Origin of the sequence: Xanthomonas hortorum (genome assembly GCF_040279205.1) — a bacterium.
In the GTDB taxonomy this organism is placed as follows: Bacteria; Pseudomonadota; Gammaproteobacteria; order Xanthomonadales; family Xanthomonadaceae; genus Xanthomonas; species Xanthomonas hortorum_F.
Map to the genome: position 1 here is coordinate 1 of NZ_JBEOLS010000071.1, position 24173 is coordinate 24173.

Below are 24173 nucleotides of genomic sequence, written 5' to 3' on the forward strand. Positions count from 1 at the left end.
TTATCGTTTCGAGTGTCACCTCGGGCAACTGTTCGGGCGAATCAAGGGAGAATCCGGCGTGGGTACCAAGCTACACGGCGATCGCTGAGATCCAGGCTCTCACGGTGGCCCACGCCGGCTCTCGACACCTAAACTGCCAGATTGCGAACAGATAAGGCTCTTACGCGGCATCCATGCCGCGTAAGGTCCCGCGACGGTGGGCGGGCAAGGACCAAATCAAGATGGTCGGTGTGCATGGTTGCGCGCAGTGCATGCAGCGCAGCGACATTGATCAGCTTCCTTCGATCCGATCAATGTCGCTGCCATCCCCGAGATCACTCCATTCGTCCACCAAGCCGAGTGGCCAACACGTTGCCATCAGCGCTATCGCGTTCGAGAGGTTTGGTTGGCCGCTCTGATGCACTACCCGCCATACAACGCCTTGCGCGGCGCACCGGTCAGCTCGGCGGCCAGCTTGGCGGCGGTGGACGGCGACAGGTGCTCGGCAAGCTTGGCGTAGACGCGGCGGCCTTCGGCGAGTTGGCCTTCGGCGGCGTCTGCGGCGCCCTGCACCATCACCACGAACTCGCCCTTGCGTTGGTTGTCGTCGGCTTCGACCTTGGCCTGTAGCTCGGCCAGGGTCCCGTCGAGCACGGTTTCGAACAGCTTGGTCAGCTCGCGGGCGATCACCGCCGGGCGGTCGTCGCCGAAGGCGCCGCGCAGGTCGGCCAGCGAGTCGACGATGCGGTGCGAGGATTCGTAGAACACCAGGGTGCGGGTTTCCCCGGCCAGGTGCGCCAGGCGCTCGCGGCGGGCAGCGCTCTTGGCCGGCAAAAAGCCCTCGAAGCCGAAACGGTCGCTGGGCAGGCCGGCCACGCTGAGCGCGGCGATGGCGGCGCAGGCACCCGGCACCGGGCTGACCCGAATCCCGGCCGCGCGCGCGGCACGCACCAGCTTGAAGCCGGGGTCGCTGACCAGCGGGGTGCCGGCGTCGCTGACGATGGCCAGCGACTCGCCTTCGCGCAGGCGCGCGACGATGCGCTCGGACATGGCTTCTTCGTTGTGGTCGTGCAGGGCCAGCAGTGGACGGTCGATGCCGAAATGGCCGAGCAACTGGCGGGTGTGGCGGGTGTCTTCGGCGCAGATCGCGGCCACGCCACGCAGCACCTCCTGCGCACGCGGCGACAGGTCGGCCAGGTTGCCGATCGGCGTGGCGACCACATGCAGGGTTCCGGGGGACGTCATCAGCGGTATTTCCGGGGGCAAAGGGTAGAATCGTAGCGTTTTTAACGGTCCGCCCCGGCGGGCCCCGTCCAATGGATCTGAAATGAACAAGCGTGTTGCAAGGATCTCCGCCCTGTCGCTGATGGTCATGCTGGCCGCCGGTTGCGCCACCAGCAGCGTCACCCAGACCGCTTCGCCCACGCAGAGTGCGGCGCTGGCGTTGCTGGACCAGGGCAAGCCGCGCGAAGCCGCGCAGCAGTTGGAAGCCGAGGCGGCCAGCGCCAGCGGTGCGCAGCGCAGCCGCTTGCTGGCCGCCTCGGCGTTCGGCTGGCACGACGCCGGCGATGACGCACGTGCGCGCACGTTGCTGGCGCAGGTGACCCCACGCCATCTCACTGGCGAAGACCGCGCCCGCTTCGCGCTGTTGACCGGCGAGCTGGCAGTGATCGACAAGCAGGCCGCGCAGGCGCTGCAGGCGCTGGGCGACAGCCCGCAAGGCCTGCCGCAGCCGTCGCAGACCCGCTGGCTGCTGGCACGCGCCGCCGCATTGGAAGGCACCGGCGACCTGTTCGGTGCCGCCGCCGACCGTGCACGCGCCGATGCCAGCCTGACCGGCACTCCGCGCAGCGAAAACCAGCGCGCAATCGTGCGTCTGCTCGCCGCGCTCGACGACGCCACGCTCAAAGGCCGCACCGCCGCACTACCGGCCGGCGACCCGCTGTACAACTTCGCCGGCCGCGCCATGATCAGCCGCGGCTTGGCGCTGCCGCGTGCGTTCGAGCGCGATGCGCAATGGGGCTTCGACACCAGCAAGCGCCCGCCGGCTGAGCGCGATGGCTACCGTCCGCCGATCAAGCTGGGCGTGCTGCTGCCGCTCAGCGGCAATCTAGCGACCGCCTCGGCGCCGGTGCGCGACGGTCTGCTGGCAGGCTACTACGCCGAAACCCGCCGCCGCCCGGAACTACGCTTCTTCGATACCGCCGGCACCGCCGCCGGTGCCAATGCCGCCTACGACAAGGCCGTGAGCGCCGGTGTGGACTACGTGGTCGGCCCGTTGGGTCGCGACGAAGTCAGCGCGGTGTTTGCACGCGGCCAACTGGCGGTGCCGGTGCTGGCACTCAACCGCCCAACCGACAACAAGGCACCGCCCAGCGGCAGCGCCGGCTTCTCGCTGGCGCCGGAAGACGACGGCATCATGGCGGCCGAATACCTGCTTTCGCGCGAGCGCCGCAACGTGCTGATCGTCGGCACCAGCGACGACAACGGCAAGCGCACCATCAAGGCCTTCCGCGACCGCTTCACCGAACGTGGCGGCACCGTCGCCGGCAGCATCAGCGTGGCCGAAGTGCCGGGCGATATCGGCGCGCAGCTACGCAATTACGGCACTGCCGATGCGGTATTTCTGGCAGTGCGCGGCAATACGGCGCGGGCGCTGGCGCCCCAGTTGGCATTGAGCGGATTCGCCGGCAAATCGCGTGTGGGCACCTCGCAGTTGGTGGCCGGCACCGGCAAGGTCGAAGACGATTTGGCGCTGGACGGCATCATCTACCCGAGCGAAACCTGGACCGCCCTGGGCGTGTCCGGCCTGCCGGCCTCCACCCAAGTCGCCAGCACGCTACCCAGCGCACGCGGACCGGGCGCACGCCTGTTCGCATTCGGCTACGACGCCTGGAAGATCAGCGCGTATCTGGAAAAGCTGGCCACCGGCGCCGACGGCGGCCTGCGCGGCGCCACCGGCACCTTGCATCTGGATGGCTTCGGCAACGTGTTGCGTACACCGGCGTGGTCCACCTTCAACGGTGGCCGCCCGGTGCCGATCGCCGACGGCCGCTGACGCCATGCCGGCAGCACGTCAGCAACGTGGTGCGGCGGTGGAAGCGTTGGCACGCGCGCTGCTGGAGCAGGCCGGCCTGCGGCTGGTCGTGGCCAATGCCAACTACCGCGGCGGCGAGCTGGATCTGGTGATGCGCGACGGGCAAGCGCTGGTGTTCGTGGAAGTGCGTTATCGGCGCGACAACCGCTTCGGCGGCGGCGCTGCATCGGTGGACCGGCGCAAGCGCCGCAAACTGGTGCTGGCCGCGCAAGTGTTCCTTGCCTATCACCCGGCACTGGCAAGCTTGCCTTGCCGCTTCGATGTGGTCGAAGCCAGCGGCGAGCCGCCGGTGCTGAACTGGATCCGTGACGCCTTCCGCGCCGACGATTGCTGACAACGACCCACGCGCGATGCCCACCATCCTCACCCACGCCGCGGTGCCGCTGGCGCTCTGGTGCGCCAGCGAACGCGGCCGCCTCTCGCCACGTTTGCTCGGTGCCGGCATCGTGGCGGCGATGTTGCCGGATGCCGATGTGCTGGCGTTTGCGCTGCACATTCCCTATGCCGATGCGTTCGGTCACCGTGGTGCCAGCCACTCGTTGGTGTTCGCCGCGTTGATTGCATTACTCGGTGGCATTGCGCATCGCGTGTTGCGTGCGGATGCGCTGCAGGCCGCAGCGTTCTTGTTTGTCTGCACCGCATCGCATCCTGTGCTGGATGCGATGACGTCCGGCGGACTTGGCGTTGCATTGACCTGGCCGTGGAGTGATGCGCGCTGGTTCGCGCCGTGGCGGCCGATTCGCGTGTCGCCATTCGCCAACGGTTTCTTCAATGCGCGCGGCCTCAGCGTCCTGCTCTCCGAGCTACGCTGGGTCTGGTTGCCGCTCACCGTCGCAGTGCTGGGATGGAAATGCATCCAGCGCGCGACACCACAGGATCACCCGTCATGACCGATGTGCTTCCCACCGCGCTGACCGAACTGCTGGCCACACGACTTGGACCCGATGGCTGGTTGACCGGCGACGATGCGCGGCGGCGTTATGGCGAAGACGATTCGCGCCGCTGGGCATTGCCCGCCGCCGTCGCCTTGCCGCGCGATACCGATGAGGTGGTCGCCATCGTGCAGGCCTGCCGCGCGCATGGCGTGCCGATCGTGGCGCGTGGCGCGGGCACCGGCACCACCGGTGCCGCAGTGCCGTTTTCCGGCGGCGTGGTGGTGTCGATGGCGCGCATGAACCGCATCCTTGCGCTGCGTCCGGCGGATCGCTGCGCCATCGTGCAACCGGGCCTGCTCAATGGCGACTTGCAACAGGCATTGCAGCCGCACGGCTTGTTCTGGCCACCGGATCCGTCCAGCGCGGACATCTGCAGTGTCGGCGGTAATCTCGCCACCAATGCCGGCGGCCCGCGCGCAGTGAAATACGGCGCCACCCGCGACAACGTGCTCGGCCTGGTCGCAGTGACCGGCACCGGCGAGGTGATCCGCTGCGGCGGTGCGTATACCAAGAATTCCACCGGCTACGACCTCACGCATTTGCTGGTCGGCAGCGAAGGCACCTTGGCCATCATCGTCGAAGCGACGTTGAAGCTGACCCCGCGCGCAATCGCACAAGCCGGTCTGCGCGCGCTGTATCGCGATGCGGCCACCGCTGCAGCCGCGGTGTCGCGCATCATGGCGCAACCGACCACGCCGACGATGCTGGAATTCATGGATGCCAGCGCAATCGCACTGCTGCGCCGCAACGGCAGCGATGTGCCCGAGGCCGGTGCGATGTTGCTGATCGAAGCCGATGGCGATCACGACACCTTGCCTTATGCATTGCAGGCGTTGCACGACGCCGCCAACGGCGAGGGTGTGTTGAGCCTGGACGTGGCCGCCGATGGCAGCGCGCGCGACAAGTTGTGGGCCGCGCGGCGCGCGCTGTCGCCGGCATTGCGCACGATCAAGCCGGGCAAGATCAACGAGGACGTGGTGGTGCCGGTGTCGCGCATTCCCGAACTGGTGGCCGGTGTGGAAGCACTCGCTGCGGAATTCGCATTGCCCATCGTCGCCTTCGGCCATGCGGGCAACGGCAACCTGCACGTCAACATCATGTACGACCCGGCCGATGCCGATGAAGACGCACGCGCACACGCCGCATTGCCGCGCCTGTTCGCATTGGTACTGGCGCTGGAAGGCACGCTCTCCGGCGAACACGGCATCGGCGTGGCCAAGCGCGATTTCATGACACAGGCTTTCAGTGCACCGACGCTGGCAGCAATGCGCGCGATCAAGGCCGCGCTGGATCCGGATGGGATTTTGAATCCGGGGAAAGTGCTGCCTTCTCTAGAAAGTTCTTCGTAGCTGTCTATAGCCCTGGCCGTGCTGGCGTCGGGCGATCGTCGCTTGATTCAAAGCGGTTTCTCTGGCTAGCTTGGCTGCCAAGCGATTGCACTAGAGAATGCCTATGATCGCCACCAGAAAAAAAACCGATAGAGCCGCTTTCAGACTGGGAACGGCCGCGCGATGGATAGCAACATCTGCATTGCTGTCGTTGGCAGGCTGTTCGTCGCCGGAGGCTGGCGCTGTCGCTTCAGGCCAGCCAAGCACTTCATCAACAAGAGCCAGTTCGGACTGCTCCCGCATTGCTGCAACCAAAGATCGACAAGCATGCCTGTTGGCCTTGCCGGAAGCTGACTGCAAGCTACTGGGCGCAACGTGCATCTCGTTACGTGAAACTCGTTCGATCAACGAAAAATTGACAAGAATCGAAAGGGAAATCCTCGACAAGGCGCGCGTGCGCTACGCCAGCTATGCCACTGACGATCCCGCTTATCTGGATGATCTGGAAAAGAATTTCAATGCTGCGTCTAAAGCCTGGCGCACTTATCGAGATGCCTATTGCCAGGCCGAGCCATTGGTGCAGGGCATGTCTCGCAATGAACAAGATGCCCTGACTGCAGACTGCAGCATAAACGCCACTCGGCTACGTATCGAACAACTGGAACAGTTGATAAAAGCCATTCCTTAGGGGACGAAGATGACACAAGGATACCGCTACGACGCGTTAAGTCGTCAAAGCTTCGAAGTGCTTGCATACAACGCTGTGGGCCGTGCCAGCGAAGTGAATCTTGGCGCCGCGTACGCCTTGCAACACAGCACCGGAAATTCAGGCTGGTCTGTAGGCATTATGCAGTGGGACTTCGGTCAGCCTGGGCGGGGAGCTGCCGCCGAGGAGATGCTTCGCCACTATGCAGAGTGGGCCCCGCCTCAACAGCAGTTCAACCACGTAGAGCAAACGAACCTTCTGCAGCGCCTGCAGACCCCTGGACAAGTAGGTAATGACCTTTCGACCGCAGAGCAGGATCGACTCAACGAGTTCCTCAGGTCAGACGACGGCCGGACATTCGTTCAAGGCCTGAACGATCAGCAGGTGGACCGAAAATGGGAAGCTGTTGGCCAGCCCCTTTCGCAGATAATTTGGCTGCAGAATCTCAATAGGGATCATCCCGAGAGCGCTGCCGCAATTGTTGCCGTGACCAGCAAACTTTACAACCAAAACCAAGCCCGTGGAGCATTGCTTGTCGAAAGCCTCCAGCAATCGGATGGCATGACTGCGGATGCGGTGCGCGAATGGATCGGGAATCAAGGCATTAATGGGTTAAATCCCGCTGCCAGGGCAGCGATCGTGTCCGGGCGCGATGCGACGCTTCGGGGGGTTGGCCTCGTCAACGCATTGGAACTCGGACAAGGACAAGGTAGCGAGGAATGGCAATCTAAGGTCAGGGAAGCCGACAACCCGGCCTTGGCCCAAGGGTTCAACAATGAGCCTAGCTTGCAGTTGTTTGACGCGATGTTACGAGATCCGGTGAATGGCTCCCGCATCCTCGACCGGATGGATGAAAGAACGTCTGGTCCCATCCTGACAATTACAGGTAGAAATGAACTGGCTAGAGAAGAAATTTCTCAGGTGCGAGTTGACCGCGAAGGTAGCTTGTCTGTCACCAATCCTTCAGGGGAGATCCATACTTGGGAGGGCAGAGCGTGGTCTTCTGCACTTGAACCTACCGACCCTCATTATCACCAGGGCGCACACCCCTTTGGACCGCCTGCACCATTTGCCATTGACTCACCAGCTCTCCCACAAATATTTGGACAGTGCGTGGAACATGTTCATGCGCTAGACCGCTCGATGGGGCGGTTACCAGATGATCGGAGCGATCGAGCAGCCGCATGTCTGGCTACTGAAGCAATGGCAAATGGTCTCACGCGTGTGGACCACGTAATACTTAGTACGGCCACCCCATCTAGGCAGGCGGGTCAATATCTTTTTGCGGTACAGGGAGAGCCAAGCAACCCTGCGAGTATGCGAGCTCATGTGCCAACAGAGGTTGCGATCAATACACCAGTCGAAGTATCCATCCAGCATGGTCTGGATATTCATCGGGAGCAGTTAAGCAAGCAGCAGAGCATGCAACGTGAACAGGCACAAGAACAGGAGCGCCCAGGGCCAGTTATAGGATAGATGTCCGCATAATTTTTCAGGCAACCCTAGCTGCCACGTCATTCCAATCGCATTTCAAAAATCGAAGTTTTATGCGCGATTTGGATGCCGCTTCTTAAATTTGGCGGGCGCCACATTGCAGCACGCTCAACGCGTCACACCGATAAAGCGCAAACCCACACCCGGCTCGGTCACGATGTAATGCGGGTCGGCGGCATCGTCGTGCAGTTTCTGGCGCAGCTTGCCGACCAGGATGCGTAGGTAATGGGTGTCTTCTTCGTGGGTGGGACCCCACACTTCGCGTAGCAGTTGCGGCTGCGTGACCACGCGGCCGGCGTGCTTGAGCAATAGCGCGAGCAAGGCGTATTCCTTGCGACTCAACGGTACCGCTTCGCCCGCCAGCGTGACCTCGCGCAGGCCCAGATGGATATGCAGGCGGCCGTCGTCGAACACGCTTTCTTCCACCGTGCTGCCGGCGCCGGCCTGGCGTAGCAGCGCGCGGATGCGCGCCATCAGTTCCTGCACGCCGAACGGCTTGGTGACGTAGTCGTTGGCGCCGGCATCGAGCGCGGCCACCTTTTCGGTTTCGCCGGCGCGCACGGTGAGCATGATCACCGGCACGTTGGACCACTGGCGAATCTCGCGCAGCACTTCGTGGCCGTCCCGGTCGGGCAGGCCGATGTCCAGCACCACCAGTTCAGCGCCCTGCCCGGCCAGCACGGCCAGGCCTTCTTCGGCGGTGCCGGCCTGCAGCACGCGGTAGCCCTGCGCGCGCAGGCTGATGTCGAGAAAACGGCGGATCTGCGGCTCGTCGTCGACGATCAGCACGCGGGCAGGCGGGATGGCAGTGGGGTCAGTCGGCATCGGGGCGAGGTGGCGCGGCGGGAACGAGCAACGGCAGCGTAATGCGGATCGTGGTGCCGTGACCATCTGCACCGGCCAGCGCCTCCACGCTGCCGCCATGCGCGCCGATCATGCCCTGGCAGATGGCAAGGCCCAGCCCGGTGCCATTGCGACCGCGGTCGCCACGCTCGACGCTGTAGAACATGTCGAAAATGCGGGCGCGCTCGTCTTCGGGAATGCCCGGCCCCTGGTCGCCGATATCGATCTGCAAGGCGCCGGCCTGCAGCCGCGCCTGCACGGTGACGGCCACGCCGGGCGGCGAAAATTTCGCCGCATTCTCCAGCACGTTGAAGATGGCCTGTTCCACCAGTGCCGGGTGCACCCAGATCGCCGGCAGGTCGGCGGCCAGATCCAGTTGCAGGCGCACCGCCGGCTGATAACGCTGCAGCCGGCGTGTGGCCGAGCCGATCAACTCGTCCACGCCGATCCAGTCGCGATTCAAGGTCAGCCCGGTGTGGCCGAGCCGGGTCATATCGAGCAGATTCTGGATGTAGCGATCCAGCCGCTCGCCTTCGAGCTGGATGGTGTCGAGCAGGCTGTGGCGGTCCTGCGCGTCCATCGCATCGCCGTAGCTGGCAAGGCTGCTGGCCGAGCCGATCATCGAGGCCAGCGGCGAGCGCAGATCGTGCGAGACAGACGATAGCAATGCCGAACGTAATCGCTCGGTTTCGCCACTGACGCGCGCGCCTTCCAGATCGGCGACCAGACGCGTACGCAACGCTGCCTGACCGATGTCTTCCACCATCGCCTCGGCCAACCGGCGTTGCTCCAGGCCGGGCCGCTGTACGTTCTGCCGGAAGCGCAGCGCGGCCACACCCAGGCTGCCGCATTCGTGCCGCACCGGCAGGCACCACCACTGCGCGCCGGCCAACGTATCGGTGAAGCGGCCGGCCGGCTGACCGTGGCGCTGGGTCCAGTCCGCTGCGCTGCGATCGAGTACGCCGAAGCTGGCCGGTGCATCGCTTTCGCGTTGCTCCAGACGCAGCCAGGTTTCTGCATCGAGCGCTGTCGCCAACGCGCGGCGTCCGGCTTCCAATACCTGCCCCAGATCGGCGGCGGTGCTGAGTTCGCGCGCCAGCGTCTGCAGTGCATTGGCATGCGTGTTGGCGGCGCGCAAGGCCAGCACCTGGCTGCGCAGACGCGAGGCCAGGCGGCCGGCAACCAGTGCAGCGATCAGGAACAGGCACACCGTCACCACGCCCTGGCGCGCGCTGATATGCAGCGTAAAACGCGGTTCGATGAAGAAGAAGTTGTAGGCGACAAAACTCAGCAGCGCGGCGACCACCGCAGCGGCCATGCGCGTGCGCGAGGCCACCAGCACCACGGCGACGATGAACACCATCGACAGATCGTCGATATCGGTCCAGCGCTGAATCACCCAGGCCACTGCAACGGCTGCAGCGGCCGCGATCGCCGCAAACGCCAGGTCGTAACGCTGCAGCCACTGGCGCGGATTGCGCCAACGCTGGCGCGCACGTGCGCGCGCATCGGCGGAGCTGACGATCACCAGTTCGTAATGCGCGCCACGCTGCAGCAGTTGCTGGGTCAGCGTGCGGTTGAACATGCGCGCCAGCGGGCGTTCGCGCGTGCGCCCCAACACCAGCGTGGACACGCCGTTTTGCGCGGCGAAATCCAGCAACGCCTCGGCGACGTTGGCGCCGTGCAGCAGCGCGGTATCGCCCCCCAGGCGGCGTGTCAGTGCGAACGCGCGGTCGATCTCCAGCTGCCACGCGGCATCGGCCACGGTGCGCGTCTGCACGGTGACCACCGTCCACGGCGCATCGCGGCGCTCCGACAATCGCCGCGCCACCCGCACCAGATAATCCGAGCTGCCACGCCCGTCGATGGCCACCACCACGCGGCGACGCAAGGCAGCGGTGCCGGGCAATCCGCGCGCGGCCTGGGTGTCGCGCAGATCGCTGTCGACACGGTCGGCGGCAGTCTGCATTGCCAACTCGCGCAAGGCAGTTAGGTTGGATGGCGAAAAAAATGCCTGCAAGGCCTGCGTGGCCTGCTCGGGCAGATACACCTTGCCCTGCTGCAGCCGTTCGATTAGTTCGCGCGGAGGCAGATCCACCAGCACGATGTCGCGCAGGCGGTCGAACACCGCATCGGGCACCGTTTCGGACACGCGCACGCCGGTGATGCGCAGCACGATGTCGTTGAGGCTTTCCAGATGCTGGATGTTGACCGTGGTGTAGACATCGATGCCGGCATCGAGCAGTTCGACAATGTCCTGCCAGCGCCGCTCGTGCCGGCTGCCCGGCACATTGCGATGCGCCAGTTCGTCGATCAGGGCAAGCTTTGGCTTGCGCGCCAGCAGCGCGTCCAGATCGAATTCCTCCAGCACGCGGCCCTGGTAACTGACGCGAGCGCGCGGTAGCAGCGGCAGGCCCTCCAGCAGCGCAGCAGTTTCGCTGCGGCCGTGGGTTTCGATCACACCGGCCACCACGTCCATGCCCTGCCGCAAGCGCTCGCGTGCGCGCGACAGCATGGCGTAAGTCTTGCCGACGCCGGGCGCCGCGCCCAGAAAGACGGTCAGGCGCCCGCCATGTTCGTGCTGCAGTTCGCCGATGAGTGCGTCGGCTTGTTGGGTACGGGCGTCGGGCATTGGGGCCGGGATTGGAGAGTCGGGATTGGGGATTCGTGGAGCCTACCGCGACCGGATGGCTCTAGCGCTGTTGCTTTGACCCATTCTCGATTCCCGACTTCCGATTCCCAGCCGCATCAAGCGCCAGATTCAGCGCCAGAACATTCACTCGCGGCTGCCCAAGCAGACCGAACTGCGGGTGTTCGGTGGCGGCTTGCACCAGGGCGGCGACGCGTTGTTCCGGCCAACCGCGCGCGGTGGCGACGCGGCGCAGTTGTACCTGCACGGCGGCAGGGCTCAGGTGAGGATCCAGGCCGCTGCCGGATTGGGTGAGCAACTCGCTGGGGACTGCCCCGGGCGCGATACCGTCGCGTGCAGCAACTTCTGCACGCGTTGCCGCGATGCGTGCTTGCAGGTCGGGATTGGAACGCGCCTGGTTGCTGCCGGCCGCCGCAGTCGGGTCGTACTTGGCGGCCGAGGGGCGTGGCTGGAAATAACGCGCATCGGCGAACGGCTGGGCGACCAGCGCCGAGCCGACGACGCGCGCGTCCACACGCAGCAACGAGCCGTGCGCCTGCGCAGGAAACAACGCGCCAGTGATTCCGGTGGCGATCAGCGAATAGCTCAAGCCCAGGCCGAGCAGGATGAACAACGCGAGCATCACCGAACCGCGTAGAGCGCCGTCGTCGCGCAACGGGAGCGACGTGGATAGGTTGGTGTTTGAAGAAATCGTCATGACTCAGTTTCCTACAGCGGCGACAAGCGCCAGGTCGATCAACTTGATTGCGGCAAACGGCAGCAATACGCCGCCCACACCGTAGATCAGCATGTTCCGGCGCAACAAGGCCGTGGCGCTGGAGGGACGAAAGCGCACGCCGCGCAAGGCCAGCGGAATCAACGCCGGAATGATCAGCGCATTGAAGATCAGCGCCGCCAGCACCGCGTGGCGCGGGCTGGGCAACTGCATCACGTTGAGCGCCGCCATCGAGGGAATCGCCGCAGCAAACAGGGCCGGCAGGATCGCGAAATACTTGGAGACGTCGTTGGCCAGCGAGAAGGTGGTCAGCGCACCGCGCGTGATCAGCTGCTGCTTGCCCACTTCGACCACCGCCAGCAATTTGGCCGGATCCGAATCCAGATCGACCATGTTGCCGGCTTCCTTGGCCGCCTGCGTGCCGGAGTTCATCGCCAGGCCCACGTCGGCCTGGGCAAGCGCCGGTGCATCGTTGGTGCCGTCGCCGACCATCGCCACCAGGCGCCCGCCGGCCTGCTCGGCGCGGATGCGCGCGAGCTTGTCTTCCGGGCGCGCCTGCGCGATGTAATCGTCCACGCCGGCTTCGGCGGCAATCGCGGCGGCCGTGAGCGGGTTGTCGCCGGTGATCATCACCGTCTTGATGCCCATCGCACGCAGCTGCGCGAACTTTTCCTTGATGCCTTGCTTGACCACGTCGCTCAGCTCGACCACGCCCAGCACATGCCGGCCTTCGGCAACCACCAGCGGCGTGGCACCGCCGCGTGCCACCTCTTCGATGCGCCCGTTCAATTCCGGCGAGACCGTGACGCCCATTGCCTGCACATGGGCCACGATCGAGTCGCCGGCACCCTTGCGAATACTGCGCCCAGCGATATCGACGCCGGACATGCGCGTTTGCGCAGTGAACGCAATGAAATGCGCGCCGTCCGGTTCGACTGCCACCGCACCCTGCTGGCGCGCGAGTTTGACGATGGATTTACCTTCCGGCGTCGGGTCCGCCAGCGATGCCAGCATCGCCGCATCGCGCAGTTGCGCACGGTCGATGCCGGCCAGCGGATGAAACGCGGTGGCCTGACGGTCGCCGTAGGTGATGGTGCCGGTCTTGTCGAGCAGCAACACGTCCACGTCGCCGGCCACTTCCACCGCCTTGCCGGATTTGGCCAGCACATTGGCCGACAGCGCGCGGTTCATGCCGGCGATGCCGATTGCCGGCAACAGGCCGCCGATGGTGGTCGGAATCAGGCACACCAGCAATGCGATCAGCAGCAGCGGATCCAGCGTGACACCGACGAATCCGGCAATCGCCGGCAACGACGCCACCACGATCAGGAAGGTCAGCGTCATCGCCGCCAGCAACAAGGTGAGCGCGATTTCGTTCGGCGTCTTCTGTCGATTGGCACCTTCCACCAAAGCGATCATGCGATCCAGAAAGCTGTGGCCCGGCTCGGCGGTGACCTTGAACACGATCTCGTCGGAGAGCACCCGTGTCCCGCCGATCACGCCACTGCGATCGGTGCCGGCCTCGCGCAACACCGGTGCCGATTCGCCAGTCACCGCCGCTTCGTTGATGGTGGCTACGCCGCGCACGATTTCGCCATCGGCCGGGACGAATTCGCCCTCGGACACCATCACGTAATCGCCCGGTCGCAACTCCGCCGCCGGCACGCGGGTCTCGCGGCCACCGAGTGCGGTTTCCACGCGACGCGCCACCAGATCCTTGCGCGCACGCCGCAGCGATGCGGCCTGCCCACGCCCACGTGCTTCGGCGATGGCCTCGGCGAAATTGCCGAACAACACGGTGACAAACAGGATCGCCGTCACCGTCCAGCCGAAGCCGGCATTGCCATGCCCGCTGGCGGTGATCACTGCCGCCAGCACCGTGCCGCCCATCACCACCGCCATCACCGGGCTGCGCAGCAGATGCCGCGGCGCCAACTTGAGGAAGGCCGCACGCATTGCCGCAAGTAGCACGGCAGCATCGAACAACGCTGCGTCGCCGCGCTCGCGTTTTTCAGTCGTATCGATCGTAGACATTGCTCAAACTCTCAGGACGCCGCCAGGGCGAGGTGTTCAGCGATAGGACCCAGCACCAGTGCCGGCATGAACTGCAGCACGGTGAGCACCAGCACGATCGCCATCAGGGTCAACGCAAAGGTGGGGGTTTCGACCTGCAGGCTGCCGGCTGACTCCGGCGCACGCCGCTTCACTGCCATGCGCGCCGCCACCATCAACGGTAGGATCAATGCCGGATACCGGCCCAGGACCAACACCACCGAGCAGCTCAGGTTCCACCAGTACGTCGCATCGCCCAGCCCTTCGAAACCCGACCCGTTGTTGGCGAAGGCCGAGGTGTACTCGTAGAACACCTGGCTGATGCCATGGAAACCGGGATTGGAATTTGCGGTGAACGACGGCACTGCCAGCGCCACTGCGGTGAAGCCCAACACCACCAGCGGTTGCAACAGAATCAATAGCGCAAGCAATTGCACTTCGCGCGATTCGATCTTGCGGCCGAACAACTCCGGCGTGCGTCCGGTCATCAACCCAGCCAGAAATACGCTCAACAGCAGATACACCACGAACTGCTGCAAACCACAGCCGATGCCGCCCCAGATCGCATTGATCAGCATGTTCACCAGCGTGACCAGGCCACTCAATGGCGCCAGCGAGTCGTGCATCGCATTGACCGAGCCGTTGGAGGTCTGTGTGGTCAACGCTGCCCACAACGCCGAGGCATCCGCGCCGATACGCACTTCCTTGCCTTCCATCAAGGCAGGCGAGTTCGCGCTGGCCGAATGCGCTTCGGACCACAGCAACAGTGCGGTGGACGCAGCCGACATCGTCAGCATTGTGCCGAACACCAAGGCGGTGAGACGCTTGCGCCCGGTCAGATAGCCGACCATGAACACCACGCTCATCGGCAACAACACGATCGCCAACGTTTCCAGAAAATTGCTCAACGGCGTGGGGTTTTCCAGCGCCACCGAACTGTTGGGGCCGTACCAGCCGCCGCCGTTGGTGCCGAGCTGCTTGACCGCGACCATCGCCGCAACCGGGCCGACCGGAATGGTCTGCTTGGGCATGCTCGCACTGCTATCCAACGGTGTCGCAGTTGCCGCGCCCTGCAGCGTGGACGGCACACCTTGCCAGCCAAGCAGCACGGCCCACAGCAGGCACAGCGGCAACAAGACGCGCGTGCTTGCGCGGATCACATCGGCCCAGTAGTTGCCAACGTCTGCTTCGGGCAGGGCCTCCAATCCGGAACTCGACTGCTGCCGTCCCTGGCGCGCCATTGCGATCTCCGGATCGTCCGGCCCGGCCATCCGTGGCGATGTACTCGCCGGCGCGTTCGATGCCAGCGAGGCATTGGGCACGCTTGCGACAGCTCGCCCGCCGAACAAGGCACGCAAGGTCGCCACGGCCAACGCCAGGCCCATCATCGGCGTCACTACCTGCAGGCCGACGATGCCGGTCATCTGTGCCAGATACGACAACTGCGCCTGGCCCGAATAATGCTGCTGATTGGTGTTGGTGACGAACGACACCATGGTGTGCAGCGCGGTATCCCAGCGCATGTTGGGAATGCCGTCGGGGTTGAACGGCAGCCACGCCTGGGTCATGAACACCGCCCAGGTCAGCAGACCAACAACCAAGTTGCTGAGCAAGAACGCCACGGCATAGCCGCGCCACGACATGCCTTGCTGCGGACGGGTACCGAGCAACGCATACAACGGCCGTTCGATCCAGCCGAACAGCACATCGCCACGCATCGGTGCGCCGCGCATCACCGCCGCCAGATAGCGACCCAGGGGCCACGCCAGCACGATGGCCAGCGCGTAGACAAAGAAGGTTTCAATCATCGGAGCGCACTCGCATCAGAAGTCTTCGGGCCGCAGCACCACGTACAACAGGTACGCAGCGGCAACGAGCACGGCCACGCCGCACAACAGGGACAACCAGGCAGGCATGTCGGCTACTCCCCGAGACGCGCGCAACGCGGCGCAATGGATGCGATGTGCGACGGCGCATGCAGCGTGTGCATGCCAACAAGGCAAAACGCTGCCGCACCGTGCGCGCAGCGCCGATGGAGCAGACAGGTCAAGGGATGCATCGGGATCGTCCAGGGCGGAACCGCTCCGCCAACCTGCGCAGTGTCTTCCCGGCCTGCGTAAAGTCGCTATGGACCTACCAGGGCGGCGGCGTAAATTCCGCATAAATGCTGCGTGGCGATGGTCTGTAACGACGCATCCGTACTCTTCAATTTAATTGTCTCTAGACAGCTACGGCCACTGCCTCATCCACACCGTCCAGTCTCAGTGCAGGAAAGCCAACTTGATGAGTCATGGCGTTATGACGTTGCAGCAAAAGCCCTGTCGGTCGAGTGCGCGGTGCCCTCACCGCTCGCGGGACACGCCGTGGACCCGTCCCTGGGGGCTCGGTGGCGGCATCCATGCCGCCACACGGTCCCGCAAGCGGTGAGGACACCGCACCAGACGGTGAGTCGGTTGCTTTGTTGAAAACACGCACACCGGCCGTCTCCACTGGTCCTTGCCCGCCCACCGTCGCGGGACCTTACGCGGCACGGATGCCGCGTAAGAGTACAAGGACGTACTTGCAGCGTGTCCCGCGATGGTGGGCGGGCAAGGGCCCTGCAGCCAAGCGGCAGATCAACAATCAAAGCCAGGTGAGTCGAGGGCGCGGTGCCCTCACCGCTCGCGGGACACGCCGTGAACCCTTCCCTGGGGGCTCGGTGGCGGCATCCATGCCGCCAACGGTCCCGCAATCGGCGAGGACACCGCACCAGACAGTGAGTCGGTTGCTTTAAAAACATGCACACCGACCATCTCGACAGGTCCTTGTCCGCCCACCATCGCAGGACCTTACGCGGCATGGATGCCGCGTAAGAGCTACAAGGACGTACTTGCAGCGTGTCCCGCGATGGTGGGCGGCCCTGCAGCCAGGCTGCAGATCCGCCTCTCCACAAGCGGATGGAAAATCAGTTACGCGATAGCAGGCGATTGATCAGCGTGTGCACCCGATCGGATGCACGCGACCTACAACTCACCACGTCATTAGCTCAGCGCAGCGCTATCGCAGCGGCACGTTCAACACCGATGGCGTTGCCACCGGCGAGGTAAATGTCACCGTGCCACCGCCATCGCTGGCATCGGTGTAACGCACGTCGCGTGTGTCGATCACCAACACCAAACGCTGCCCTGCCGGAATCTCCGTAGCGGCCGCCTGCAGCGGCCAATCCAGCGTTACCGCACGGCCCGGTGTGGCGCCGCGCAACGAGTACGGCGCATGTGTGATCAATTGCGCCACGCCCAGTGCATCCATACGGTACAGATACGCGAACAGGCTCACCTTCGATTGACTGGGCACCACGGTCACGCGCAACGATGGACTGCCAGCCAAGCGGTGTGCACTGCTCGACGGCGCGCCCACCCACACCGCAGCACCGGCGCGATTGACCAACGGAATCGACGTGGTCACCGGCACACCGATGCCTTGCAGCAACCCACTGACCAGCACCACGCCCGAATCGGCCAAGGTCGGCACATCGGTCGCGATGCGCGACTGCCAACCGCTGGCAGTGCCGCCGATCAAACCGCCGGTGGGGCTAAGCAGTCCTGCCGGTGCGGATAGCCCCAAGCGCGTGCTGCCCTGCTGCACCGACGCCCAGTCTGTGTATTCCAACCATTGCCCCGCACGCGGCGACAACCGCACCGGCGCCTCGGCATCCACCCCGTTACGCACTTGCTTGAGATGACGATCGAACCAACGCGTGGTCGCCGTATACACCTCGTTGGGCAGGCCCAACGCGCCCGGCAGTTCTGCCGTGGCGTGATCGCCCTGGCTGAGCAGCAACTGCTTGGGCCCGCGCAGCTGGTTGAAGAACGCGATGGTCTGGTTGGGCGGAAACAAGCCGTCGTTGAAAGCATTGCCCAGCAATACCGCCGTGCCACGCGCGTTAAGTGCGGCCACATCGCTTACCGGGCTACGCGAGGCCGCCTGCGGCAGGAAGCCCTGCACCGCGCCGTCGTAATCGCCCACCGCAACCCGTGCGCCGATCTGCGCCAGATCCGGCCCAGGCCGCCCGGTCAACGCGCCGGCACCGACCAACAGCCCAACGCCTTGCTGGCTGACGGTGCGATTGGAATACAGCGACGCTTCCAGGTCCGCCCAGCCGCTGAGCGCGGCCACAGCCTTGATGCGCGGATCGCGCTCGGCCGCCAGCAGGCTGATGCCCGCGCCATACGAGATGCCCGACGCACCGATCGCATTCGCATTGGCCGGCGTATGCGCCAGCGCCCAGTCGATCACCGCGCTGACGTCTTCCACCGTGTCGGCGCCGGCGATATCGATCTGCCCGGCCGAATCCCAGAACCCGCGCGAGGTGTAGCTGACGACCACGTAGCCATCGCTGGCCAGCTGGGTCGCGCGGCCCAGGTATTCCAGATTCGGCAACGACCAGCTGGCCGGCATCACGATCAGCGGAAACGGCCCGCTGCCCTGCCCTTGCGGCACCAAGACCAACGCGCCCATCGGTGCGCCGTCCCAGCCGGGAATCCGTTCATAGGTCTTGCTGAAAGCGCCCGCCACTGCCGACGCCGATGCCACCAGCAACGCCAGTGCGGCGATGCTCGCGATCCAAGGCTTGTTCATGCTGCTCTCTCCCACGCAAGGCCAGGCCGGAATGGCCCAGCGGCAACTGCCATGCATCCGTGGTTCGGGGGAGAACGTCGCGAACGTACCAGACGGTACGGTATGGCTCAAGGGCCGGGATTGGGGATTGGGCAGGCGGCAAATTGGACCAGAAGGGTGGGCGGCATCGCTGCGTGCTTGTTGTGCTGCAGCCTGACTCGTGGCGCGTACGCGCCGCACTTACGGGCCCGGCCCGCAAGTAGAAACAGCGTGCGCTTATCGTCTGGCTGATCCCGACCCGCAGACTTTGGCTGCGATGCAGCACGCCCGCGCAACGCCTCCCGCGCGAACAGCTCAGCCCACGAAGTGCTGATATCCGCGTTGCGGCGGCTGCCACGGGTTGCCGTCGGCGTCGTGGACCACCACGCCCGGCTTGGCGACGATCTGGCCGATGCGCGTGACCGCGACTCTGGCGAAGTCCATCGCCTGCATCACCGCGTCGCGGTGTTGCACGCCGGCGGTGAAGCACAGCTCGTAGTCGTCGCCGCCGCCGAGTTGCCAGCCGATGCAGTGCAGCGCGCTGATCCCGGCACTGCGTGGCATCGCCGGCAATGCCGCCAGCGCCAGCTGCGCGCCCACACCACTGCGTTCGCACAGATGCCCCAGATCGGCCAGCAGGCCGTCGGAGATGTCCACACAGGCATGCGCAAGCCCACGCAAACGCAACCCGGCCTGCACGCGCGGCTGCGGGCGCAACAGGCGGCTGCGCCACTGCTCGTGCAACGGGTCTGTAGCCACACGGGTCACATCCAATTCCCCGGCTTGCCACAGCGACAACGCGGCCGCCGCCTCGCCCGGCGCGCCGGTCACCCAGACGTCGTCGCCCACACGCGCACCATCGCGACGCAACGCCGCACCCGGCGGCAGGCTGCCGATCGCGGTGACCGCACACGACAACGGCCCGCGCGTGGTGTCGCCACCGACCAAGGCGATGGCATGCGCATCGGCCAGCGCAAAGAATCCATCGGCAAACGCGTCGACCCAATCTGCATCGTCGTGTGGCAACGACAGCGACAAGGTGCACCAGCGCGGTTGTGCACCCATCGCCGCCAGATCGGAGAGATTGACCGCCAGCGTCTTCCAGCCCAGATCGTCGGCGCGCGTCTCGTGCGGAAAATGCACACCCGCATTGAGCGTATCGGCGGTGATCGCCAGTTGCTCGCCGGGCGGCGGCTGCAGCAACGCCGCATCGTCGCCAATGCCCAACGGCACATCGGCACGCGCGGCGATGCGCGTGCGCAAGCGCGCAATCAGATCGAATTCGGGCATTTGAAGGGCCGGGAGTGGGGATTGGGCATTGGAGATTCGTAACCGCGTGCATTGGCGGGGCTAGCCCGACGGCCAATCCCGAATCCCAACTGCCGAATCCCGCGGCGCCTCAGGCGCCGCTCGCGCCCGACTCCACCTTGCGCCACTCCACCGATGCGCGATCCAGCACGCCGTTGACGTAAGTGTGGCCGTGCTCGGAGCCGAAGCGCTTGGCGGTTTCGATCGCTTCGTTGATCACCACGCGGTACGGCACGTCCTGCCGATACAGCAGTTCGTAGGCGGCCAGCCGCAGCACCGCGCGCTCGATCGCGTCGACCTCTTCCACGCCGCGATCCAGATACGGGGTCAGCGCGGTGTCCAGCTCGGCGCGGTTGGTCAGCACGCCCTCGACCAGGCTTTCGAAATACGCCAGATCGGCCACTTCGTGCGCCTGCTCATGCGCGAACTGGGAGATCACCTGCTTGGCGAAACCGCCGGAAATCTGCCACGCATACACCGCCTGCAAGGCACGTCGGCGTGCGCGCGAACGCAGCACCGGGTCGATGCCATCGCGACGGACGTGGCGGGCATGTCCACCGGGCTTGCTCATGGCAACAACTCCATCAAATTGGTCAATTCCAGCGCCGCAAGTGCGCATTCTTCGCCCTTGTTGCCATGGCTGCCGCCAGCACGCGCCTCGGCATCTTCCACGCGCTCGACAGCGAGCACGCCGTTGAGCACCGGCACGCCGGTCTGCAACTGCACGCTCATCAGGCCTTCGGCACACAGGTCGGCCACGTGTTCGTAATGGCGGGTGTCGCCGCGGATCACACAGCCCAGCGCGATGATCGCCGCGTGCTGGCCGGATTGCGCCAGACGATTGGCAGCGATCGGAATTTCCCAGGCGCCCGGCACGCGGACCACGTCGATGGCGTCCTCGCCAATGCCGTTGCCGGCCAGGCTCTGGCGCGCGCCGGTGACCAGCGCGTCGGTGATGCGGGCATTCCAGCGGCTGGCGATGATCGCAAAGCGCGCGGTGGTGGGGCGGAGATCGCCTTCGTAGTGGGTCATGCGGGTCGGCAACTCAAGGGGGTGGGAAGTTTAACAGCTGCCGGGGCCTGGCCCGGCCGACGCGTGCAGGCCAGGCCCGCCGAAGCAGACCCGGCCCTGTGCCTCAAACCCAATCTGGGAAGCCGGCAGCAAAGACTGGAGTAGCCGGCAGATGGCGCGGTCGATGCTCGAAAACAGCAGGAACCGCTCGAACAACCCGGTTCCTGCGTAGCGTGCGCACCCACCTGACGGCAGTTCACTGCCTGCCGTCAGCCACACTCAGGGCAGCGCGGCCGCCGGCACCGAACGCACGCCTTCGCCGGCGTGGCATTCCAGATACTCCACCACCTCCAGCCCGAAACCGGCCAACCCCACCTGACGTCGCGGCGTACCCAGCACGCGTAGCTTGCCCAGGCCTAGCTCGGCCAGGATCTGCGCGCCAGCGCCATTGCGCCGCCACTGGCTGACGTCCTTGGCGTTTGTGGCCGCTTCCGGTTGCTGGCGCAGCCGCGCCAACAACGATTCGCTGTCGCGCGGGGCCGACAGCACCACCATCACGCCCTGCCCTTCGGCGGCGATCGCACGCAGCGCATCGGTGGCCGCCACGCCGAAGTCATCGCGCTGCCAATGCAGCAGATCGGCCAGCGGGTTTTCCACCTGCACGCGCACCAGTGTCGGGGTGTGCGGATCGGCGTTGCCGCGCACCAGCGCAAAGTGCAGGTCGTGCGCGATGCGGTCGCGGTAGGTCACCAGCTTGAACGGCCCGAACTCGGTGGTGATCTCGCGTTCGTCCACACGCTCGACGGTGTGCTCGTTGGCCAGCCGGTAGGCGATCAGATCGGCGATCGAACCCATCTTCAGCCCGTGCTCGCGCGCGAACACTTCCAGTTGCGGGCGGCGCGCCATGCTGCCGTCCGGGTTGAGCACTTCCACCAGCACACCGGCCGGTTCCAGCCCGGCCAGCATCGGCAGATCGCTGGCCGCTTCGGTATGGCCGGCACGGGTCAGCACGCCGCCGGGCTGCGAGATCAGCGGGAAGATATGCCCCGGCTGGCTCAGATCCTGCGGCTTGGCATCCGGACGCACCGCGGTGCGCACCGTGTGTGCACGGTCGTAGGCGGAGATGCCGGTGGTCACGCCCTCGGCCGCCTCGATGCTGACGGTGAAGTTGGTCTGGAATTGCGCGGTGTTGTTGCGCACCATCGGTGCCAGGCCGAGTTGCGCGCAACGCTCGCGGGTCAGCGACAGACACACCAGCCCACGCGCGTGGGTCACCATGAAATTGATGTCCGAGGGCTTGACCAGCTCGGCGGCCATGATCAGATCGCCTTCGTTCTCGCGGTCCTCGTCATCGACGATCACCACCATGCGTCCGGCGCGCAGTTCTTCGATCAATTCCGGAACGGGTGCGAAGTTCATGCCGCACCCCGCGTACCGAGCAGGCGTTCGACATAGCGCGCCACCAGATCGATTTCCAGATTCACCGCCGCACCGACCGCCGTCTGCGCAAACGCGGTATTGGCCACCGTATGCGGAATCAACGCGACTTCGAAACCGTCTTCGTCCACTTCATTGACGGTGAGGCTGACGCCATCGACGCAGATCGAGCCCTTCTTGGCGACATAGCGCAACACGGCTGCCGGCGCGGCAAACCGCCAGCGCTGCGCACGCGCATCGCCATGCACCGATTGCACCTGACCCAGACCATCCACATGCCCGCTGACCAGATGCCCGCCGAGGCGGTCGGTCGGGCGCATCGCGCGTTCCAGATTGAGCAGCGCGCCTTCCGGCAACGCGCCCAGCGTGGTCAGCGACAGGGTTTCGGTGGAGGCGTCGGCCTGGAAGCTGCCGGCATCGAACGCAATCACGGTCAGGCACACGCCGTTGACCGCGATGCTCTCGCCCAATTGCACCGCTTCGAACGGCAAATTGCCGGTAGCGAAGGTGAAACGCACATCGCCGCCTTGCGGCTGACGCGCAGCCAGATGGCCGACGCCTTCGATGATTCCGGTAAACATCAGCGCGCCTCCGTTTGCAGTGACAACGGAGCTAACGCAGTGCGGTGGAAAGTCGCGACGCAGCGCGACAGGTAATGCATGGACATAGTCGTTTCTCGCAAAAGTTGAGCGAAAAACGCCACAAGGCAAACAGGCGCGCGCACAGCCGCAAGGCTGCGCGTTGGCCGTCTTCTTTCATCCGGACTATACCGTCGGCCCCGGCATCGCACCGGATCTGCTGACCTTGCGCTTCAAGAGTTTCGCGTGGATTCGCGTAACTCCGGTGCGCAAGCGCTCGCGGGCTCGCACGCTTGCGCATGCCTACCGCCGGTGGGGAATCGCACCCCGCCCTGAAGACGTTCGTGAGTACCGGCGAACCGGCCAGCGCAGTCTAACAGGGCACCTTGGCGCGATGGCTGAGCGTTGGTTAAGGCCGGCAGGACACTGCGTCATGTCAGGGAATCCCCCATAGCCAGGATTGTGAAGGATCTGTTAAATTCCGCCCCGCGACGGGAGACGTCGCTCTTTCCACCCCGCAACGGGGCGGAGACACGGACATCAATTCGGAGAGAACACCCAATGCGTCACACCCTGATTCTGGCTGCCCTGCTGGCCGCCGCACCGTTTGCCGCGTCTGCTGAAGGCCTGAGCTACAGCTACGTCGAAGGCGGCTGGAACCGTACCGAAATCAACGTCAACGACGATTCGGACGACATCGATGGCGGCTACATCCGCGGCTCCTGGAAGATTGCCGAGCCGGTGTACGTGCTCGCCGGCTATCAGCGTGCCACCAAGGATTACAACCTCGGCGGCGGCTTCGAGATCGAAGGCACCCTGGAGCAGGCCACCGTGGGTATCGGCTACCGCCAGGAAATGACCGAAAGCGTCGAGTTCATCGCCGATATCAGCGTGCTGCGCAGCAAGGTCGAATCCGATCTGCGCCTGCGCGGCCGCTCGATCGACGATGCGTCCGACTCCACCAATCTGGGCTTCGCCAACCTGGGCCTGCGTGGCAAGCCCTCGCCGCGTACCGAAGCCTGGGTCAAGGCTGGCTACATCGACGGCAACGACGTCGACCAAGGCGAGTTCGTCGGCACCCTGGGTGGCCAGGTCAACTTCACCCCGACCTGGGGCCTGGTTGCCGAAGCGCAGTTCATCGACGACGCCAACCAGTACCGGGTCGGCGTGCGCGCAAGCTTCTGATCGACGCGTCGCAGATGCACTTAAGGCCCCGCATGCGGGGCCTTTTTTGTGTGTGCAATTGAACGCATTGCGGGCAAAGAAATCCATCGTCAGGCGTATTAGAGCAGCAGCGGTGTTGATGCTTTAGGGAAGATCTGAACAACCAGTCAGTATCTTCGAAGTTCAAGCAGCCTTGTCGAGATGAGGCGTGTAGTTGGCTTGAAGTGCGTAAGGCATGCGT

The 24173-nt window shown here is 65.0% G+C and carries 20 protein-coding genes, 1 other RNA gene and 1 riboswitch; of the genes, 8 read left to right on the top strand and 13 right to left on the bottom strand.

What is annotated here, in order from left to right:
• Positions 1-402: 402 nt before the first annotated feature.
• Positions 403-1224, bottom strand: coding sequence for a 16S rRNA (cytidine(1402)-2'-O)-methyltransferase (gene rsmI, locus ABS769_RS19915; RefSeq protein WP_317062872.1), 822 nt, complete (start codon positions 1222-1224; stop codon positions 403-405).
• Positions 1225-1306: 82 nt separating this feature from the next.
• Here rsmI and ABS769_RS19920 point away from each other — a divergent pair, with 82 nt between their 5' ends.
• From ABS769_RS19920 to ABS769_RS19945, 6 genes are all read left to right on the top strand, one after another.
• The gene (locus tag ABS769_RS19920) at positions 1307-3037 is read left to right on the top strand and encodes a penicillin-binding protein activator (protein ID WP_317062873.1); all 1731 of its coding nucleotides are present in this window, start codon (positions 1307-1309) and stop codon (positions 3035-3037) included.
• Positions 3038-3041: 4 nt separating this feature from the next.
• Positions 3042-3410 (top strand): YraN family protein, encoded by a 369-nt coding sequence (locus ABS769_RS19925; protein WP_006451851.1) that lies wholly within the window; start codon positions 3042-3044, stop codon positions 3408-3410.
• Between the two features lie 16 nt (positions 3411-3426).
• Positions 3427-3966, top strand: a complete 540-nt coding sequence (locus tag ABS769_RS19930) for a metal-dependent hydrolase (protein WP_317062889.1) — start codon at positions 3427-3429, stop codon at positions 3964-3966.
• Positions 3963-5360, top strand: coding sequence for an FAD-binding oxidoreductase (locus ABS769_RS19935; RefSeq protein ID WP_317062875.1), 1398 nt, complete (start codon positions 3963-3965; stop codon positions 5358-5360). The genes ABS769_RS19930 and ABS769_RS19935 overlap by 4 nt, the downstream gene beginning before the upstream one ends.
• Positions 5361-5463: 103 nt before the next feature.
• Complete coding sequence (locus tag ABS769_RS19940) at positions 5464-6027, top strand: lysozyme inhibitor LprI family protein (protein WP_317062876.1); 564 nt, start codon at positions 5464-5466, stop codon at positions 6025-6027.
• A 9-nt stretch (positions 6028-6036) separates the two neighbouring features.
• On the top strand, positions 6037-7521 hold the full coding sequence (locus ABS769_RS19945) for an XVIPCD domain-containing protein (RefSeq protein ID WP_317062877.1): 1485 nt from the start codon (positions 6037-6039) through the stop codon (positions 7519-7521).
• 126 nt (positions 7522-7647) lie between these two features.
• On the opposite strand, the gene ABS769_RS19950 is transcribed toward ABS769_RS19945, so the two are convergent.
• From ABS769_RS19950 to ribH, 10 genes are all read right to left on the bottom strand, one after another.
• Entirely contained in the window at positions 7648-8364 is a 717-nt protein-coding gene (locus ABS769_RS19950) for a response regulator transcription factor (protein ID WP_317062879.1), read from the bottom strand.
• Positions 8354-11014, bottom strand: a complete 2661-nt coding sequence (locus ABS769_RS19955) for a sensor histidine kinase KdpD (protein ID WP_350498257.1) — start codon at positions 11012-11014, stop codon at positions 8354-8356. Before ABS769_RS19955 ends, ABS769_RS19950 begins: the two co-directional genes overlap by 11 nt.
• 61 nt (positions 11015-11075) lie before the next feature.
• On the bottom strand, positions 11076-11729 hold the full coding sequence (gene kdpC / locus ABS769_RS19960) for a potassium-transporting ATPase subunit KdpC (RefSeq protein ID WP_317062883.1): 654 nt from the start codon (positions 11727-11729) through the stop codon (positions 11076-11078).
• Between the two features lie 3 nt (positions 11730-11732).
• Entirely contained in the window at positions 11733-13781 is a 2049-nt protein-coding gene (gene kdpB / locus ABS769_RS19965) for a potassium-transporting ATPase subunit KdpB (RefSeq protein WP_317062884.1), read from the bottom strand.
• A gap of 11 nt (positions 13782-13792) precedes the next feature.
• Positions 13793-15607 (bottom strand): potassium-transporting ATPase subunit KdpA, encoded by a 1815-nt coding sequence (gene kdpA, locus ABS769_RS19970; RefSeq protein WP_317062885.1) that lies wholly within the window; start codon positions 15605-15607, stop codon positions 13793-13795.
• 15 nt (positions 15608-15622) lie between these two features.
• Positions 15623-15715: a potassium-transporting ATPase subunit F gene (locus tag ABS769_RS19975; RefSeq protein WP_006452907.1), complete on the bottom strand. Its 93-nt coding sequence runs from the start codon at positions 15713-15715 to the stop codon at positions 15623-15625.
• Between the two features lie 1120 nt (positions 15716-16835).
• Complete coding sequence (locus tag ABS769_RS19980; protein WP_317062886.1) at positions 16836-18416, bottom strand: CocE/NonD family hydrolase; 1581 nt, start codon at positions 18414-18416, stop codon at positions 16836-16838.
• 333 nt (positions 18417-18749) lie between these two features.
• Positions 18750-19724, bottom strand: a complete 975-nt coding sequence (gene thiL, locus ABS769_RS19985; protein WP_317062887.1) for a thiamine-phosphate kinase — start codon at positions 19722-19724, stop codon at positions 18750-18752.
• A 109-nt stretch (positions 19725-19833) separates the two neighbouring features.
• Positions 19834-20313, bottom strand: coding sequence for a transcription antitermination factor NusB (gene nusB, locus ABS769_RS19990; RefSeq protein ID WP_023902704.1), 480 nt, complete (start codon positions 20311-20313; stop codon positions 19834-19836).
• Complete coding sequence (gene ribH / locus ABS769_RS19995) at positions 20310-20774, bottom strand: 6,7-dimethyl-8-ribityllumazine synthase (RefSeq protein ID WP_006452210.1); 465 nt, start codon at positions 20772-20774, stop codon at positions 20310-20312. Before ribH ends, nusB begins: the two co-directional genes overlap by 4 nt.
• A gap of 178 nt (positions 20775-20952) precedes the next feature.
• Between ribH and ABS769_RS20000 the strand changes: the two genes are divergently transcribed.
• Positions 20953-21028: non-coding RNA, sX9 sRNA (locus tag ABS769_RS20000), on the top strand.
• Positions 21029-21032: 4 nt separating this feature from the next.
• Here ABS769_RS20000 and ribB read toward each other — a convergent pair.
• Positions 21033-22172 carry a 3,4-dihydroxy-2-butanone-4-phosphate synthase gene (gene ribB / locus ABS769_RS20005; RefSeq protein WP_006452211.1) on the bottom strand — a complete coding sequence of 380 codons (1140 nt, stop codon included), beginning with the start codon at positions 22170-22172 and terminating at the stop codon, positions 21033-21035.
• Entirely contained in the window at positions 22169-22771 is a 603-nt protein-coding gene (locus ABS769_RS20010; RefSeq protein WP_115039770.1) for a riboflavin synthase, read from the bottom strand. The genes ribB and ABS769_RS20010 overlap by 4 nt, the downstream gene beginning before the upstream one ends.
• Before the next feature lie 162 nt (positions 22772-22933).
• A riboswitch (FMN riboswitch) is annotated at positions 22934-23112 on the bottom strand.
• A 217-nt stretch (positions 23113-23329) separates the two neighbouring features.
• Here ABS769_RS20010 and ABS769_RS20015 point away from each other — a divergent pair.
• Positions 23330-23953: a hypothetical protein gene (locus ABS769_RS20015; protein WP_317062888.1), complete on the top strand. Its 624-nt coding sequence runs from the start codon at positions 23330-23332 to the stop codon at positions 23951-23953.
• The last annotated feature ends 220 nt before the right edge of the window (positions 23954-24173 follow it).